7 protein-coding genes are annotated in these 18,789 nt (G+C 38.1%); all 7 read right to left on the bottom strand.

What is annotated here, in order from left to right:
- Positions 1 to 2: 2 nt before the first annotated feature.
- Positions 3 to 701, bottom strand: a complete 699-nt coding sequence (locus IGJ19_RS06615; protein ID WP_071867261.1) for a CBS domain-containing protein — start codon at positions 699 to 701, stop codon at positions 3 to 5.
- Positions 688 to 1,071, bottom strand: coding sequence for a hypothetical protein (locus IGJ19_RS06610; RefSeq protein WP_195273441.1), 384 nt, complete (start codon positions 1,069 to 1,071; stop codon positions 688 to 690). Before IGJ19_RS06610 ends, IGJ19_RS06615 begins: the two co-directional genes overlap by 14 nt.
- Positions 1,072 to 1,167: 96 nt before the next feature.
- Complete coding sequence (locus IGJ19_RS06605) at positions 1,168 to 1,659, bottom strand: DUF6773 family protein (RefSeq protein ID WP_430604507.1); 492 nt, start codon at positions 1,657 to 1,659, stop codon at positions 1,168 to 1,170.
- Positions 1,646 to 1,840: a helix-turn-helix transcriptional regulator gene (locus tag IGJ19_RS06600; RefSeq protein WP_196768995.1), complete on the bottom strand. Its 195-nt coding sequence runs from the start codon at positions 1,838 to 1,840 to the stop codon at positions 1,646 to 1,648. Before IGJ19_RS06600 ends, IGJ19_RS06605 begins: the two co-directional genes overlap by 14 nt.
- Before the next feature lie 295 nt (positions 1,841 to 2,135).
- Positions 2,136 to 9,251, bottom strand: a complete 7,116-nt coding sequence (locus IGJ19_RS06595; RefSeq protein WP_430604506.1) for a QWxxN domain — start codon at positions 9,249 to 9,251, stop codon at positions 2,136 to 2,138.
- A 262-nt stretch (positions 9,252 to 9,513) separates the two neighbouring features.
- Positions 9,514 to 16,734 carry a QWxxN domain gene (locus tag IGJ19_RS06590; RefSeq protein ID WP_430604505.1) on the bottom strand — a complete coding sequence of 2,407 codons (7,221 nt, stop codon included), beginning with the start codon at positions 16,732 to 16,734 and terminating at the stop codon, positions 9,514 to 9,516.
- Positions 16,735 to 16,984: 250 nt separating this feature from the next.
- Positions 16,985 to 18,655: a formate--tetrahydrofolate ligase gene (locus IGJ19_RS06585; protein ID WP_086334638.1), complete on the bottom strand. Its 1,671-nt coding sequence runs from the start codon at positions 18,653 to 18,655 to the stop codon at positions 16,985 to 16,987.
- Positions 18,656 to 18,789 lie beyond the last annotated feature (134 nt).

Below are 18,789 nucleotides of genomic sequence, written 5' to 3'. Positions count from 1 at the left end.
AATCATTCCTTTTCTACTTCATGATAAATATCTCTTGGTCTGATGATCCCTAATAAATTTCCGTTAGGGTCGCCGTTTTTGGTGATCAACACAGCTTCAAGCGTACCCTGCTCACCAAACATTTTTTCTACTTCAGCAATCGTTGTCTGAGCTGAAACAAAATGATAATTGGTGTACTTGCCATCTTGTGTGATCAGATCGGCAGCTATTTTTCCTTGAAGATCGATCACACCATGGTGACTTTCTTTGGCCAACCAAAAACCTAACATACGCAACGTCACTAATCCTTTGAATGTTCCTTTATGATAAAGCGGGAACTGAGAATAACGCTTTTTAGCAACAGTCTCCAATAAACTAGGTAATGGGATGTCCCATTCAAACCCAGTCACATGCTTTGCGAAACGCGGTAACACTGTTTCTGGGCGAATCAGTTCTTGCTCGATTCTTTGGATACGCTTCGTCGCCCATTCATTAGGCTCAGCGATAATAAAATCGACGGCGATCCGATCATGCACGATCGCATTACGTAATTGAGCCAACTGTAGTAAGTCATCCTCATATTTTTTGATACTTTGGTGTTGCTTTTGTGCTAAACGACGAACGAGTTCAGTAAACCCCATATTTCGTGGATTTCCCATCTCTTCTTGCATCCATTTTTCGATCCGATTAAAGCTACTCAAAAAAAGATCAGAATTCTTCATCACTAGCCTCCTTGATGACATATGCTTTATTTTTTATAAATAGAAAGAAACCAATCATTACGACGACGATCAGTAAACTATAAAGGATACTTTGAATAGCAACAGCACTGATCCCTGTAAACAAGAAAAGTACGGGATATAACTGTAATAGCAATAAATTCATCGTGATCCGATAGTTTTTAGTTGGTTCTGCTATCGTATAGACTGGACTTTTGAGCCAAAAAAAGGTGACTTGCATCTGAAACGGGGCGTCTACATCTAGAGTAACAGATTGGTTTTGCCCCAAACTGATTTTCCGATCATCCACCCGTAATGTGATTGGACTACCCATTCCGTAAAATCCCGTATCTCTAGTAACATTCACTTCCATTTTCGCTCCTCCTATTATGCGTTAGTCTCTATCAAAACACAAGCGGAATCTCTGTTATCCCTAATGGATCGATCCTTATATCATCTTTTTCAGCAGTCATTTTTCCTCATTTTCATCCTCTAATTTACTTTCCAGTCTTTTCTGCCCAAATCGATTGACAGAAGAAACCAAAAACACTAAGGCAGACATAAATAAAGCCGAAGATATAAATGTAATCCCTAAAATCGCTAAAAAATGAGGATCGAAATAACCAGTGTATAACTCATGATATAAGCTATAATTTCTCACCCCAGTAACTGCAGAAACGAACACACTCCCAACAATGACTGCTGACACACGCAATTTCTTTGCATGTTTGGATGGATCAATGAGCTCATGACCAATCAGCGAACCTCGAATCAATAGATAGATGAACGCTATTCCTAACAATAATAACTCAGTCAACAATTCAGAAACAGGTTGCTCCAAAAGATAGCTCTTTACAAAGATAGAAGTCGTTAATAATACCAATAATAATAAAAAAGCTTCGCTTTGTATTTGATTATTGATCTGTACAATACGTTCGTCTTTAGGCTTATTCTTTTTCATCTTTATCCTCCCAAAATAGATCATCTAGTGTTTGATTTAATTCATGGCAGATGGCTTGACACAATTTAAGTGTCGGATTATATTTCCCTGCTTCAATCAATCCAATCGTTTGCCTTGTCACCCCAACACGTTGTGCTAATTCTTCTTGGCTTAAATCATTTGCTAAACGTGCGAGTTTCATTCGGATGTTCTTCAACTTGATGACTAACCTCCATTCTTATCTCTTACTCATATTGTAAACTATACATTACTAAATGTAAAATATATATTGCTAAAATAAGCGTAAACGTAAAATAGGAATAGCAAAAAGACTGGTTGGTTAGCCCTCTCGCCCGAACTCTGAATAAACGACAGGAACAGAAGTCACCGCTTCGGAAAACAAGGCGCCATCCATAAAAATTTGAGGAACAATTTTCGTGGATGGAGCCTTGTTTTTTGAGGCTCAACAAAAAGTGTTTAACTTTGACTAGTTTCCATTACTTTTGAAGATTTAAGTCGCTCTTTTTTTTTGCAGGGGTGTTTACTTGCCCACCATTCACAAATCCACTGATTTTTGTGCTAAATCCAACCAGTTTATTTATTCGCGTTTTTTTCTGTAGGGGCTTGTTCTGATTCGTCTTGCTAATTGGTAAGGGACTTGTAGTTGTCTTCACCGACTGTTTTTGTGTAATTGTCAACTCCGAATTTCTTTCTGCTGTATGAAACTGTCCAGAATTCATCAATGCAAGAGTGACAAGCATTTCCCCATTGATTTTTGGTTTGTTTTGATTATTACTGAGGTCTCGTTTCAAAAGTTTTGGTCGTTGATTGACTGGACGCTTATTGAAAGGATTTCCTAATGCAACATCTCTGATCATTATCATTAGAGTTTCTGCATCAAGGATTTGAATATTCATACTCATCATCGCATCAGATTTTTCTGCAAGAATAACCGCCTCCTCTGATAATGTCGGGGACTGCTGATAATCTGCTAACTGATCAACATAGCGAGTGAACTGGTTTGTTTTGAAAAAACCTGTATATTTTTTAAAATATTGGTTGCGAACATCTACTCCAGATTTTGAATACCCCGACACCATATACGGATAACTTGGAATAACATCATATGCCATAGCCACGATATGAGTTGTTTCATGGATAAGGGTTTCTTTTGGATCTACAGATATCTGCATTTTTGGCATATAATCTGGATCAATATGATTGGTATCAGCAATAAATATGATTCGACATTCCGGATCATGACTCAATATGAACGCATATGCTTTCGGAATTGCCTCGACCTTTGAATAGAATGCCTGCGTTGTTTCACTTTTTGCTAATTCAGTAGAAACGATCCAAATATTTTTAAATCCCCAATCTGCTGATTGTCGTAGAAAGCGCTCGCCTTTTTCCGCTACAGTTAACAATCTTTTAAAAATTTCTTTTAAATAAGGTTCACGGTTTTCAATCAGATACATGTCAAACATCTCTGCTGCATACTTACCTTCCGGTGTTTCCGCAATGTTATTTAGCTTCAACAACTCGATACATCTTTCTTTTGTAGTTTTGAAATAATTGATTGCTTCAAAAAATCCATCTGACATTTCTTTAAAGTAGGGTTTAAGATAATCTGGCACCTTGCTAATATCCAAACCTGAAAAAACTTGGTAATCTACAGGTTGTGAATGATACATCATTTCAATTCCTTTAGAAATTGCTATTTGCGTACTTTTTTCATCCAAAATAACCTCGATCTGTGGTTCTGGGATAAAAGCAGTTAATTTTTTACATTCTACATTTTTATCAGTCACCCTTGGCAGCGGATCAGTGCCCACTACCACTGCTTGTCTAATTTCATTCCATTCTTTCCATCTTCCTGGCGTGTTTGGTAACAGCTGGGAGGGAGCAGTTCCCTCTTGTGACGAACCAGCAACATCGCTTGAAGTACCAGGTAGCGACTTATCAGCTGCTCCGGTCCTTCTTATTTGATTTTGAATATCAATCGTTTGTTTTTCTAGCTCAGATTCAAATCTAAAAGAGTGATTGATTGGATCAAACCTTAAAACAGTCATCGTTTCAAGGAAATCTTTTTTTACTAAATGATACCGATCTACTTCCTTATCCAATAAGATCAACGGGAGATACCGGTCATTGATCTTGATGTAGGACCTGCCATCCATGTTCCACATCAAACCTCGTTCATCTGGGGGCGAAAGAATACTTGGATCCCATAATGCTTCAAATTGATTGATTCGGTTCGTTACGTCTATTTCTACAGATTTCATAACAATTGGCGATGTAGGAGGTTCAAAATACCATTCAATCCCATTGAAATTGACGGGTAACAGCTGTTCTCCATCAGAAACATCGTAGCGTACGCCATGCTTTTTGAGCACAGTTATTTCGACAGGAATCATATGCCCATCCATTTGAAGCACAGAAACTCGTTGACCATCTCTTTTTTTGAATGTAAAGACGTTCCCTTCTCCATAAGCTTTAGGATTTAAATTAGGTTCTTCTACGAATACTTGATCAACATCCAATGTTCTTGAAAGTCGTTGGATCACTACCTTTTGTCTTGGTGTAAAGGTAGCAGGTCCTTCGAATTCTCTCAACTGATCACCTCTTAAAGTAAAGTACTTCCCAGAAACATCCCCATTTCTAAGATCACTTACCCTTAAATATAAGTTATTTGGCATGCGCTTCACTCGAACTTCTGGGCCATCCTTGGCCAAGCGTGCAGTCACATAACTTTTTGTCCAATCGGTCTGTTTACTTCCTAAATCATCTAATTTTGTCAACGCTGCTTTCAATTCTTTCCCTATAAATTGTTCATTGCTAAAATCCACTAAACGTTTCAAAATGAAACGTCCACCACCTGAGAGCAACTCTACTCCTGGATCTAAATAGCGTATAGCATTTACTAACAGCCCTCTAAGCTCGGTTAGAGTCGGAAGAAAGCGCGTGCTCGTTTTTAGCGTCACACTCAGCCCACTTTTAACGACGGATTTTGCAACTCCTAGGGCAAACCTCATGTTGAAAGTAGTTACTTGACCTAGAATAGGAATCAATGAGACAGCATCAATCAGACAATTAGGTACCGCTTCTTCGACATTTTGCTCGGAAATGCCGACAACACAATCATAAAAAGGAATCACGTGTTTTAAGACGTTCCAGACTTTTGTAGCGGTCGTTTGTTCATTTCCTGAATCATATAATTGTTGATAAAGCGCATCTCTATGTTTCAAACTGATTTGATTGGCTAATGTTTGTTTCGCATCCCCAAGAGAAAATTCCTTATCAGTATACACTTTCGTGGTAAATGAATAATCTTCCTTTCCAATCCGGATCTTATCTCCATTTTTTCGAAATTGCCCATCCCAGAGATCATTTTGATCCATCAGACCATAGGTAAGGAATAGAAATGGATCTTTGTCAACACGATAAAAATTGTATCCCCCTTTTTCTACTTGTTTCAATGCATACCAGCGCTCTTCATTTCCCTTGATGACGACAATCAAATCCGTTTGATTCAAATGGAGCGTCGAGTTCAATAATTCCTCCTGTTTATAAAATAAAAGCGGAGGAACTGAACGTAGATTTATTGGAAACTGATATTGCCGGACTTCACTTTTAAATTGAGCCGAAGCTGGATAAATTCGGCTATCTGGAGAAAATAAAAAATCCAACTCTTGTTCCCCGATCGATTGAATGGACAGTTGGATAAGGAACTCATTGAGCAAGTGAAAAGAGTCTGAGACATCTTTGGTCAGTCGAGTATACCATCTTTCAAGATCTGGTGGTATCCATGGACCGGGACACGGGTTTCCGCCAGCTAGATACACTTGACTCGCTGCCAAATCAAGCTTTATTCCAAGTCGATTGCACTCTGCTAATACTTCATCTACTAACACTACTTTTCGTCGCCAGTTGACCACAGCTTGTCGGTACGTCAAGACAAGATCATCAGCAATCGCTTGCGTTTTCATCATTTGGAGATACCCTTTGTGCGAATAACCAATAAATGTAGTAAGTGCTACTTCGATATAGTCTCCCTTCACTAGCGCTTCTTGCATTTTATCAGGTTCTAGTTGCGCCACAGTAAGCAAGGCTGGTGTCAAAAGGAAGGACAACTCTTCGAAGTGATGGATTCCCTCAAAACTAAGTGTTTCTAAGAAAAATTCACCTAGCAATCGTGTTTCAGTCTGATTGAACTGTTTCGAAAAACCTAAATCGGCCATTAAGCTCGCACCTGTTAGTTGAGTCAACGAATGATAATCAGAAATCAATAACTTGTCTGGAAGATTGCTTGATTTCAGTAAGTAATGGGGCAATGCTCGATTGGATAAAGAAATCCAAAGTTTCTTTAGATACATCTCTGCATCCTCAGCTCGAATGCCATGTTGTAAAGCTACTTGTGTCTGAGAGAGGTTGATCAATCCTGCTTTTTTTAATTCTTCAAACATAAACAAGCTTCTTAGTTGACCAATCGTAAAGGCTGATGGATCAGTGGCTTCAACGATTTGCTTTGCGATGTAGGCTTCAATCGAACTACCTAAGACATTCTCAAACGTCCACTTCATCACCGTTCTTTCGGCACTGGAATCAGAGATCATTTCATCTGGACTACCACCATACAATTTCAGTTCTTTTAAGATAACTGAAGCAACTGCCTGAACTTTCTCAGGCATGATAATCGTTTCCTTCTCAGCTTCGATGAACCATCTTCCCATCGCACTCAATACATCCTCTTTTTTTGCCATGCCAATGAGTAGTCCTTTGTTACGGAAAAAATCTTCGACTTGTTTCATTACTTTTGGACTACGCCACTGTTCTTTATTTACTGTTTCTTTCGATTCCTTGTCTTCTTTATTCGTTGATTCCGTCAGAGTAATCCCGTTCAAGTCTGTAGAAGATGAGACTGTACTATTTTCAACTACCGATTCATTGCTCACTGATCGTGGCACTACAGTCAATAATGAGTCATTCGCTTTAATCAGATCCCACAACCATTTCGTAAAAGTGATTTCAGCATGTTCATTTGAAATAACCCCATCTACCTTTTCATTGAGGATCACTTGGGCGATTTGCTTGACTTTTACCATATCGATAATGTCTTGAGTAGCTCCCTCAAGTAAAATCCAATGTGATACTGTCTCAGCAAGTACATTTTGATTTGATGCATGACACACAACACCCTGTTCAGATAAAAATATCGCAACTCTTTGACGTACCATATCGTCCTCATTTGTTGAATGCATATCCGGTGATTTTTCTGGTTGTTGCAGATTATTTATGGATGTATCTATATTATTTTCACGAAGAAACAATTCGGTTTTTTGTTTCACTTGTTCTTTACGTTCTTTTTCCTGATCCTTTTTGATGTTATTGATATCAATGCCCAGAATTTTTTTCTTAATTTTCTTATATGTATAACCGGTCTGCGCATTGTTGTCTTCCCATTGCAGCAAAATCGCTCTTGCCTGATTGACCATTAAATTTTTCTCTGTCATGCCATAGGCTTGCAAAAGTAAGGTGGCTGCTGTTCGTTCTCTTTGCAGGATTTCATCGTACAGTTTCCCATTTAAAATCCATTTTTGCATCCCAGAAACTAATCCTGCAGGCGTTGGCTTGTTCAAATAAATTCGTTGCTTATAAAGAAATTTTTGAACGATATCGTTTACTTCGACTGTTTTTGTTCGCAGGTTGAAAGTATTTTTATGATAATAGATCGCTGGAATTTTTGTATCCTTAGAAACACTTCGTGGCCGCTGATGTATAAAATCCGCATAGATTTGATTGTTTATTTTTTTTTGATTTTGGAATTGATTCACTGTAGCTGTCTCTACAGGTGATAAGTGATACTGCTTCGTTTGTTGATTGATTTCTAAAAAAAGATAATCAATCAACAAAGTATTCGTTTTCCATTGCTTATAGATCGACTGTAATCTTATGTCCGATAAGAAGTCACCTAATCGTACATCTTCTATCCCATATCCTTCAAGTATTCGATAAGCAAGATACTGTGCTCTAGCGGAGTACAGCGAATCTTCATTTTTCCAATTCATTCCGGCCCATCTTTGAACAACTTCAATCAACTCTAGATCAGTTGCCTGTGATCCAAGTAAACTCTGATCAACAAAAAATTCTTTTAAATGAGTATTTACTTGGGCTGTTTGATTCCTTCTTTGAGAAAGCAACACGTCATAATGAAAATTCGGTAATGGGGACAAAGCGCCTGGAGGTTTTTTATTTTTAGAAATAGCTTCAGTGATTTGAATGACTTGTTCATATTCAGAGTCCTTAGAAGGAAACAATGGTTGATCCTCTAGACTTATTCCCACAGAATGAAGAGTTGTAGATTGGTCGGACGTTGCTCGACCAATGGTAGGCGCTGCTTCAGCGCCTCTTGTGACTAAAAAATCATATTTTTTTACAAAGTAATCAAGTTTTTCTGTCAATTTGTTGGTGAGTTCCCTTAAAGGAGCCATGATTCCCGCCTCAACTTCCTTTACGGCCGGTTCTTTCATTGAAGCTTGAGTTTGCGTTTGATCAGATAAAACTGACGCTAGAGGAATATGCGCATTCTGATTTATTTGGCTATCAACTGTATCATAGGTCGAATAATTGACCGAGAATGTTTGGCTCATCCATTCAACAAAATAAGCCATCGCCGAGTAGCCATTAGCATCATCTAGTGGTTTCTCTGTATAAGTAGCATTCTCTGCTTTGCCGAAAAAGGTCGTAAAGAGCTCGGTTAGTTCTCCCCAAAAAGCATCAATGACTAGCGTCTCTTGAATAGGAATACTCTGCTTTTTCATCTTTTCTGTCGTTCTTCCATTATTTGTTTGATAGAATTCTTCCACAGTTGATTCGAATACCGTTTTCATTTTTTCAGCTGCTTCTTCGGCAGTGAACGTGCGTGTCTCCTTCTCTATTGCTTGCTTCTTAAAAGAAAACTTTTGAATGTTCGCAGGCATATCTTTCCGTTCTTCATTTGTTGTTTGTGATTTTGTAATGGCTGTCTGACAAATCGTTTTAAAATGAGCTTGTGTATGATTGGCACTATTCCACAAGCCAAGAGGGTTTTGATGAAAAATCTCACTCGTAGTCGTACAATTTTCTACTTGCGCCATTCGATGCGCCATTTTGTGCATCCCAATGCTCCATTGATGGGCCTTTTCGACTAAATAGATGAGCGGATTCGAAGGCAGGGCCGCGTCAATGAACGAGCTCGTAGGGATAGGTGCATTATTCACCATAATTGGAATAAATCGCTGGGGATTCGCGGTAGAACTTGACAATAAAGAATCTAAAGTGATCTCCGCGCCTTGTTGTCGTGCTCCTACAAAAGTATCCACTTCAAACGCTGCAGTAGTTTCTTGCACTGCACGCTGTCGATTAGGTAAATTTGTGTCCGATATTCGAAGATTTTGACCAATACTTAATAAGTAAAGTATCCCTGTCGACGACCAAACGCCTCTACCGACAGGATAATGCCCAAAACTTTGAGCAAGTAAATTCAAGTTTCTTCGTTGCTCATTGTCAGTTATATATCTCTGAGACTTGTTGGTGAATTGACCGATTCTTTCTCGATGTTGTTCGATAGGCATCCTCTAACTCCTTTATTTATTAGAACTTTGCACACATTTCAATAAGAGATAGATTGTATGCACAACTAAACCAAAAATTTGCATCATTAAATCAATACTTGACTGAGTAAAACTAAATTTATTTGAACGGATTTTAGGAATAAAAATATACTACTTCTACCTAAATATATGCCAATAATCATTAAATAACCATCGTCCACATCGAAATTATCAACGCACGTTTTACTCTTCAATAGCATTCATACATCGTGATTGTAGTATCTTAATTTTGTAAATTTATTCCAAACTGTTTCCTTTTATTCTGTCTAATTGTTGAAGTTCTATTTAGCGTCTGGCTTCTTCTGATTCCTCTATTTATTCTTGCGAAGAAATTATCATAAACCGCAGGATTGGTACTCACCGGGTGAGCTGAGTTTGTTTGTTGGGCAGGTATCGGTTGAAATGTTCCCTGATTGATCTCCCCTTCCGATAAATTCAAATCACTTCGTTTCACTCTTGATCGTTGTGAAGGACTCTCTCTATTTTGCGATTGACTATTGGGCATTTTTGCGTCTATCGCTGAAGCAGAACTTGCCTGTTTCGAACCTACTATGGCAGAAAATTCTGTTGTGGTAGCTACTCCACTAAGAGTACTTCCTAAAGAAGGTTCTTTCGTCACTTCCAATCCAATATTTTTTTCTGCAGTTCCAAATTCACCGATTGACATCAAGGACAGACTTATAAGTATATTCCCACTTCCAAGCTCCTGAATGGGTTCTTGACTTGGTTCATCCACAGAGCGTTTCGGTCGCAATAGCGGTTGATCATACTTATACCCATAGGCAACATCTCTTAGTAGAGTCCCCACCATTTCCGCATCAGTCAGCATATAATTAGCAAACAACATAGAATCTTTGCCAAAATTTTGAAAAACAGCCATCCTTGATAAACCATCTAATCCTAAATAATCAGCGATCAGTTGAACAAACTGGATAAAACTAGCCGTTCCGAAATTAGTATGATACTTTGAAATGAAGTCTATTTGTGCATCTTTCCCACGTTTTAATAATCCACGGTAAGACGGTCCGTACGTGACGATATCATTAGTCATTGAAACAAGATGAGTCGTTTCATGGAGCAACGTTTCTGAAACAGGTGGTGCTATTTCAGCTTCTGGCCAAATCTTAGGGTCCTTATTGAAAGAATCAGCGATAAGCACGATTCGATTTTCAGCATCATTTCTAATCACAAATCCATACGGCGAAATACGTTGTTTGCTTAATGAATAGAATGCCTTGGTAGTCGCATCTTTTTGTAAATCGGTCGAAGCAATCCAAATATTCTTAAATCCCCAATCTGCTGACTGTTTAAGAAACGCTTTGCTTTTTTCTGCGATTGACTTAAGCCTTTTGACTCCTTCTTTTAATACCGCCTGTTCTTCGGGTTTGCCATATACATTAAACATATTAGATAAATAGATTCCTCTCTTTGTGGAACTTATTTTTTCTAGTTTAAGCATATATGTACATTCTTCGATAACTTGATCTAAGATAGTCAGTGCTTCATTATATTCTTTTGCAACTACGTCCCGAAATGCTTTTAGATGTTCAGGCATCTTAGCGGCATCTAAACCAGCATACACGCGAAAATTTTTTTTCAACTCATCGGGTAAACAACTTTGGATTCCCATCGCGATTTTTTTTAGGGTCAGCGCTTCATTTGTCCTTATCTGTTTTTGTGGTTCTGGTATGAACTTAGTTAGTGGTGGAAGTACCACTCGGCTATCTTCCACTATAGATACAGTACTGGGACCAGCTATCTCAATTGCGTTCATATGCGTCTTCCATTCCGGCCACTTTTCAGGTATTTTAGGCAGCCCCATATATGGTGGATATTTAGGATTGTGAAGCGTTAAAGTGGATAGCTGGCCTCTGACAGGGACATTTCCACCTTTGGAAGTGCTTGCGCCTTGATCAAAGCCACCAGCCAGTAATAGATCGTCCAGATGTTCAACTACCCTTTTCTCCAATTGAGTTTCAAAACGGAACTGATCGATTCCAGGATCCAAACGCAAGACAGTCATTGGCTCAAGTATATCTTTTTTCACTAAATGATATCGGTTGTTTTCCTTATCTAATAACGCTAAAGGAATATAGCGTTCCTGGATTTTAATATAGGATCGACCTTCTGCACTCCACATCAGCCCATTTTCATCTGGTGCCGAAAGGGTGCTTGGATCCCATATGGCCTCAAACTGATTGATACGATTCGTCACTTCGATTTTTACTGGTCTCGAAATTATTGGGGATGTATCTGGTTCGAAATACCATTCAATACCATTAAAGTTCACTGGCAATACCTTATCGCCATCTAACACGTCATAACGCACACCGTATTTTTTGATTGTTTGGATTCTAACAGGAACAAGTTGATCGTCCATTTCAATCACAGTCATTTTTCTTTCGCCGTTTTTCAATATGTCCATGACCGTTCCTTCACCATAACCCTTAGGATAAAAATTTTGCTTTTCGATAAACATCTCATCAGGCTGGATATTTATTTTTAAAGAGTTGATGATTTCCTTTTGTTTTTGAGAAAAAATTGCTGGACCTTCAAATTCTCTCAATTGTTCTCCTCTTAAAGTAAAATATTTCCCATAAACTTCACCCTTTTTAAAATCTGAAACTTTGACATATAAACTGTTCTTCATTTTTTTCACAAGAACTTGCGGACCATTTCTAGGTAAACGGGCGTTGATACCCATTTTTGATATAACTGGTTCTGGTATCTCTTTTTCAAATTTTTCTAGTTTTATCAATACAGGTCCAAAATGAATATTTCTCGCAAGAATTGGTTGGTCTTTAAGTTTCAATAAGTTCTTGATCACAAATCGTCCGCCATTAATTGCTGCTTCTATACCTGGGTCGATATACCGCACGACACTTGCCAAAAGACTTCTCAGATCGGAAAGTTTTGGAAGCACTTTTGCGCTATATTTTATTAATCCCGTTACCCCATTGTTTGCAATAACTCTTGCTGCTCCCAATGCAAAACGGATATTGATAGTAGTGACTTGTCCTAATACAGGAATGACAAGAAGCGCATCAATGATACAATTTGGCACTGCACTTGCAGCATCCTTATTGACAATGCCAATTACGCAATCGTAAAAAGGAATGAAATGACTAACAGTATCCCACACTTTACTAGCTAACGTTTGGTCATTTCCTGAGTCATATAGTTGTTGATACAGTAAATCTTTATGTTTCGTGCTGATATTATTGAATAACGATTCTCTATCATCCCCATGAGATAATTGTTTATCCATGTGGATCTGTGTCATAAAAGAATAAGAATAATCGCCGATCCGAATCTTATCCCCTTCTTTTTTATATTTCTTCCACCAAAGTGATTTTAGGTCCATTAAATCATGCTCTAAAAACAAAAGAGGATCTTGGTCAACACGATAAACACGATACCCCCCCTCTTTTTCTAACCGCTTCAATGCATATGTGCGTACTTCATTGTCCCGAATAGCCACTAACAGATCAGTCTGTTTAAGGGGGAGGATCAAATCATCCCTATTTTCTTTTCTGCTAGCAATCATCAAAGACGGAATCGATCCAATCGGGTTCGAAGCAAGAGCAGCCTCATCTCTAAACTCAGCCGTCCCTTCATAGACACGAGTTTCAGGAGAAAACATAAAATCTAACTCTGTCTGATTGAATGAATCGACAGATAGCCCAATCAATTTTCGGTTCAATAGATGATACGACTCTGCCACATCACTTGTTAACTCTCTATACCAAGGTTCGATACTACGCGGAATCCATGGTCCTGGACAAGGATTACCTCCAGCTAAATATACTTCTCCTGCAGAGGGAGGCACTCTTATCCCAAGTCTTTCACACTCTTTGAGGACTTCATCCACTAATGCTTGTTTTCGCCTAAAGTTGATGACAGCTGTTTTATAGTTTCGGTAAAAGCGGTTAAATTCTTCTTCGTGAACCATAACCGTAAAGTAGCCTCTTTGATAGTAGCTTATGAATGTACTAATAGCGACTTCCCGATAGTCACCCGCCTCCATTGCTATTCTTAATCGCGGCGCATCTAACTGAGCCGTCGTGAATAATGCCGGTATCAACAGATGATCTAATTCTTCGATATCCTGTACTCCTTTTTCACTTACTGACTCAAAGAAAAGTGCACCCAACGTACGAATTTCCTCTTTTTCAAATTTATTAAGAATACCTGAAGCTACTAGTATTCTTGAGCCTGCAATCTGTAACAATGAACCATAGTCGGAAATCAGCAGATTATCTGACAACGCACTTGATGTGAGAAAGTAATTAGGGAGTAGATAGTTCAGACAACCAATCCACAAAGATCTTATATTAGCTTCTAATTCTTTATACTTTTTAGGATCGCTTTTTTTATTAAGCATGATCCGTTTGTCCTTAATCAATTCATTCAGTTTAAATGAATCTCTAAGCTCACCAATCGTAAAGGTAGCAGGATTAGGATGATCAAGGATTTTTTTTGTCGCATATTCTTCAACTGAGCTACCTAGCACATTTTCCATGACCCATTTCATGACTGTTTTTTGTGCATCATTGTCAGAAATCAACTCATCCTCTGCTCCACCATATAAGTTCAACTCTTTCAATATGACTGTTGCTATAGCTTGTACCTTTTCAGGGTTTATCTCCCCATTATTATTATTTTGTGCAAACAATTTCCCAATTCCACTCAGAACTTCCTCTTTTGTTGCCATCCCTGTGATCAAATTATTTTGACGTAAATATTGTCCCACTTTATCAATCACTTGCTGACTTCTCCATTTGTTATCTTCATTTATTGACACCGGTTTAACAGTTTTGGGTTGATTTTCAGGCAAACTAGGAGATTCTTTCTTTGCCATTTTTTTCTCTAACCAATTTGAAAATGTCAATTCTGCTTCCTTATTTGAAATAAGACCATTATCTTCTTGATTAAGTATCGTTTGAGCGAGTTCCTTTAGTTTAACAGGATCGATCACTTTTTGAACAGCACCCTCAAGCATTAGCCAATTTGATACCTTGTCAGCTAACAACTGAGGATTTGATATATCACAGACAATACCCTTTGTTTTTAAAAAATGACAGATTCGTTTGTCGATGACTTCTGATGGTTCATCAGGGAATTTTTGTTGTTTATTTTCTTCGTTGACATGAGTGGTTGCATTCATAGGTATGATATGATTTTCTTTAAGGAAAGATTGAACTTGTTGTTCCTCGGTCTGATCTGACTTATCCTTGCGAGCATCCGGCGCAATCGCATTTATACGATTTTTTTTATACCGATAACCCGCTTGCGCATTATTATTTTCCCATTGGAGTATGACCGCTCGTGACTCGTTTGTTCCCGCAAGTGTCATATTTGATCCATATGCTCTCAATAACTCTTTCGCTACTAGTTCTTCTCGACTCACGATCTCTTCATATTTTCCTAATCTCAATAGCCACATCCGCGTCCATCGGACCAATTCACTTGCAGTAGGATTCTTTAAAATGAAGCCTTGCTTTTGTGCAAAATCAATCAATTCTTTATTCACTGATTCTGTTTTCTCTCGATTGTTAAAGAGATCGCGATTGTAGATAACTGCAGTAATCGTCTGTTTTTTTGGTACAGTAGCAGGAGCATCATTGATGAAGTCCGAAAAAATTTGATTGCACACATTTATTTCTGTTCGATAATAAGCCTCAATCGTTTTTTCCACTGGTGACAGTTGGATTGGTTTCGATTTTTCTTGGTAGGTATAGTTTGCCAAGTACACATTGACTTTCAATTGCATAAAGATTGCTTGTAGTTGTGTTGTCGTCAAAGCATCACCTATTCTGACATTCTTCAAACCATAGTTTTTTCGAATGAGAGAGGCGGCAAATTGGACTTTGGAAGCGTCTTGTGAAATATCATTAATACGACGGATTCTAACCCAATTTTCAAGCGCTTTGATCACTTCCACATCATTAGCATTTTTAGTCACAGCTTTTTGTTTGATCAAAAAGACTTTCAACTTTCTTACTACATTCTTTGTCTCGCTCTTACTCCGAAATAAATATTTATCGTAAAAAAAGTTGGGTAAAGGCTCTTTGTATCGACTAGTTGGGACTCGATCATGCTCAATATCCTCTATGATTCCTTTCACGATTTCAATCTTAGTAGATCCAGGATTCTTCATTGTTCCCTGTCCCCGCTGATTATCTTTAACTGTCTCGACTTCACTTTCCTCTCTAGTATTGAAGCGCGGATCATTGATCGGCCTTCCCTCAGCTCCTCGAACAACGAATAGATCCCACTTTTTTATAAAATTGGTTAGTGTTTCATCCATTTTGCTAAACAACATCCAAAATTGTGTCGCAAATCCTTCCTCTTCCTTATTCAAAGTTGGAACTTCACTTGAAAAGGCATACGCTCGAAAAGAATGAGGAACATTCATACCATTTGAAGGTTTAGCTGTATCAGGAATTTTTTCTTGATAGGAAATACTTTGAGCCATCATGGATAAAAAGCGAGTGATCAGCGAATCTCCTTTTAAACTTTCAAGTTTTTCTGTATAGATTGGTTGATCAAAATCATGAAAAAATGTAATGAATGCCTCTGTTAAACCCTCAAAGAAACTAGCTGACTCAGGAACATCATTTTTCACATTTTCTGTTGTCTGTTGCTTTGTCTGATTGGTTGTTTTGTTAAATGATTGTTGAAAAATTTTTTTCAATTTTTCCGCCGCATCTTCAAATAAAAATTGTTGTTCTGAACGATCACTTACACCTTTCTTGAAGGAAAAATGATGTAGATTGGTGGGTTTATCTATTTGTTGTTGATTCATCTTATGAGATTCAGCAATCGCACTCTGACAAACGGTTTTAAAGTGGACTTTTGTATGCTTGATTTGTGTGTGATTAGAATTAGTTGCCTCTTCCCATGATTTTGTGAGGTCTGTGATAGTCTTATTTGTTGTGCAACCATATGTTTCTGCAATGCCATGTGCTATTTTATGTACGTTCAAACTCCAGTGATGAGCAAAATCTGTTAAATTATAAGCAGTATTATCATGAAAAGCTCGTGAAGGCAAAGAAGCAATTGCAGTTGTATTCTCTGTCAAAGCTGGGGTGATCAACGTACTGTTCACTGTCGAATGCGAAGTAAGCGCATGTAGCACTTCTGTTTGATTCGCATGTTGCTTCACTTCGACAATAGTATCTGCTTCAAAAACAGCGCCACTATTATGTATTGGTTGTCGTTGATTAGGTCCCTCACCTCGCACGACCACATTTCCTAAAATGCTCGAGACGTATAATGACAATAACAATGGTGAATGAAGAATCTCTGGTGTAGGGGCATGACCGACACCAGAAGAAATTGCTTTTACTGCATCTTCAAAAGCCTGCTTATCTTCTTTATTATTCTTTTCATTGTTGAATTGACCATTTCGTTTTCGATTACTTTGATTATCGATTGGCATAGCTCTCTCTCCTTATTTTGTTGATGAGATACAAACCTAAAGGTAGATTTTATGCCACAATTATACATGGTAGTCTGTTCAGCCTCGTGACTAGTTTTTTTTTAATAATAAAAACTTGAACTTTTTTGTCATTTAAATATACATCAATAAGTATAAAAAAAGCGTAAAAGCTAAAAATAGATCAGCTATTTTTTAGCTTTTACACCTTCGTATTGAAAAGTTTAGTTAGGACTACTTCAAAATTTTTCGATTAGAATAAACCGACTACCTCTCCCTGATTCGTCACATTCATATTCAATGCGGCTGGTTTCTTTGGCAATCCTGGCATTGTCATCACATCACCTGTCAAAGCTACTAAAAATCCTGCACCCAATTTGGGTACAAATTCACGGATCGTGATCGTAAAATCTTCCGGTGCACCTAGTAATGTTGGATCGTCAGAAAAAGAGTACTGGGTTTTCGCCATGCAAATCGGTAGGTCAGACCAACCATTTTTCTCAAACTCAAGGATTTGATTCTCTGCTTTTTTGCTAAAAGAAACTTCTTTACCACCGTAGATTTTTTGAACGACTGCATTTACTTTTGATTTGATTGAATCACTAGATTGATACAATGGAACGTAATTCGCGTCTTTTGTATCGATCAATTCTACAACTGCTTTTGCTAATTCAACTCCCCCTTCGGCACCATTTTCCCAAACACTTGCCCGTTTTGCTATAACTCCTTCTTTTTCGCACAATTCCTTCAGTAACTCTAATTCAGCCTCTGTATCAGTCACAAATTCATTGATTGCAACGATCACTGGGATCTTGTAACTTCTCATATTACGAATATGCCGCTTCAAGTTAGCAAATCCTTTGTGTAAAGCCTCAAGATTTTCAGTTTGTAGTTCTGCCTTATCCAGTCCCCCGTGCATTTTCAACGCACGAACAGTCGCTACGATCACAATCGTATCTGGCGCTTTCTGCAAATTAGGAACTTTGATATCTAGGAATTTTTCTCCGCCTAAATCTGCACCAAAACCAGCTTCAGTAACAACATAATCAGCAATTTTCAATGCAGTTTTAGTTGCCAATACACTATTACAACCATGAGCAATGTTTGCAAACGGTCCACCATGGATAAATGCGGGTGTACCATAGATCGTTTGCACGAGATTCGGTTTAATCGCATCTTTTAACAACAAAGCAAGGGAACCCTCTGCTTTTAAATCACCAGCTGTTACAGGACGACGATCGTAAGTATATCCAATAACGATTCGTGCTAATCGAGCTTTTAAATCATCTAAATCAGCAGCTAAACACAATATCGCCATGATTTCACTCGCTACAGTGATATCAAATCCGTCTTCTCTTGGAACCCCCTGAATCGGTCCACCCAATCCAACGATCACATTTCGCAATGCGCGATCATTCAAATCCACGACACGCTTCCAAATGACACGTCGCGGATCGATCCCTAGCTCATTTCCTTGGTGGATGTGGTTATCTAATAAGGCAGACAGTGCATTATTTGCAGAGGTGATTGCATGCATATCTCCAGTAAAATGCAAATTGATATCTTCCATTGGTAATACTTGCGCGTAGCCTCCTCCAGTAGCACCACCCTTGATTCCCATAACTGGACCTAAGGATGGCTCACGTAATGCAATCACAGCTTTTTTGTCTAATTGATTCAAGGCATCACCTAATCCGACTGTAACTGTTGATTTTCCTTCACCAGCTGGTGTTGGATTGATAGAAGTTACCAGAACGAGGCGACCATCCTCTTTTTTCGAAAAATTCTTCATTGTGGTAAAATTTATTTTTGCTTTGTATTTCCCATATAATTCTAGATCATCTTCATTGATTCCGATGCTATCCGCAACTCTAATTATCGGTTTTAGCTGTGTTTCTTGTGAAATCTCTAAATCACTTTTCATCAAAACGCCCCTTTTCACGAACTATCTATACGAATATTTATTTTTTGTTAAGTTATACTTATTATACCTGTTTTCATTGTAAAAAAAAACAAAAAAAACTGATTTTTGATTTATTTGACGTACCTATTAATTCT

It is taken from the genome of Enterococcus sp. DIV1368b (genome assembly GCF_050529595.1).
Lineage (GTDB): Bacteria > Bacillota > Bacilli > Lactobacillales > Enterococcaceae > Enterococcus_B > Enterococcus_B mundtii.
This window is presented reverse-complemented; position numbering and strand designations above follow the sequence as displayed.

Coding starts and splice junctions, on each gene's coding strand:
- IGJ19_RS06615 (WP_071867261.1), bottom strand. CDS start 701: ATGAAGAATTCTGATCTTTTTTTGAGTAGCTTTAATCGGATCGAAAAA.
- IGJ19_RS06610 (WP_195273441.1), bottom strand. CDS start 1,071: ATGGAAGTGAATGTTACTAGAGATACGGGATTTTACGGAATGGGTAGT.
- IGJ19_RS06605 (WP_430604507.1), bottom strand. CDS start 1,659: ATGAAAAAGAATAAGCCTAAAGACGAACGTATTGTACAGATCAATAAT.
- IGJ19_RS06600 (WP_196768995.1), bottom strand. CDS start 1,840: ATGAAACTCGCACGTTTAGCAAATGATTTAAGCCAAGAAGAATTAGCA.
- IGJ19_RS06595 (WP_430604506.1), bottom strand. CDS start 9,251: ATGCCTATCGAACAACATCGAGAAAGAATCGGTCAATTCACCAACAAG.
- IGJ19_RS06590 (WP_430604505.1), bottom strand. CDS start 16,734: ATGCCAATCGATAATCAAAGTAATCGAAAACGAAATGGTCAATTCAAC.
- IGJ19_RS06585 (WP_086334638.1), bottom strand. CDS start 18,655: ATGAAAAGTGATTTAGAGATTTCACAAGAAACACAGCTAAAACCGATA.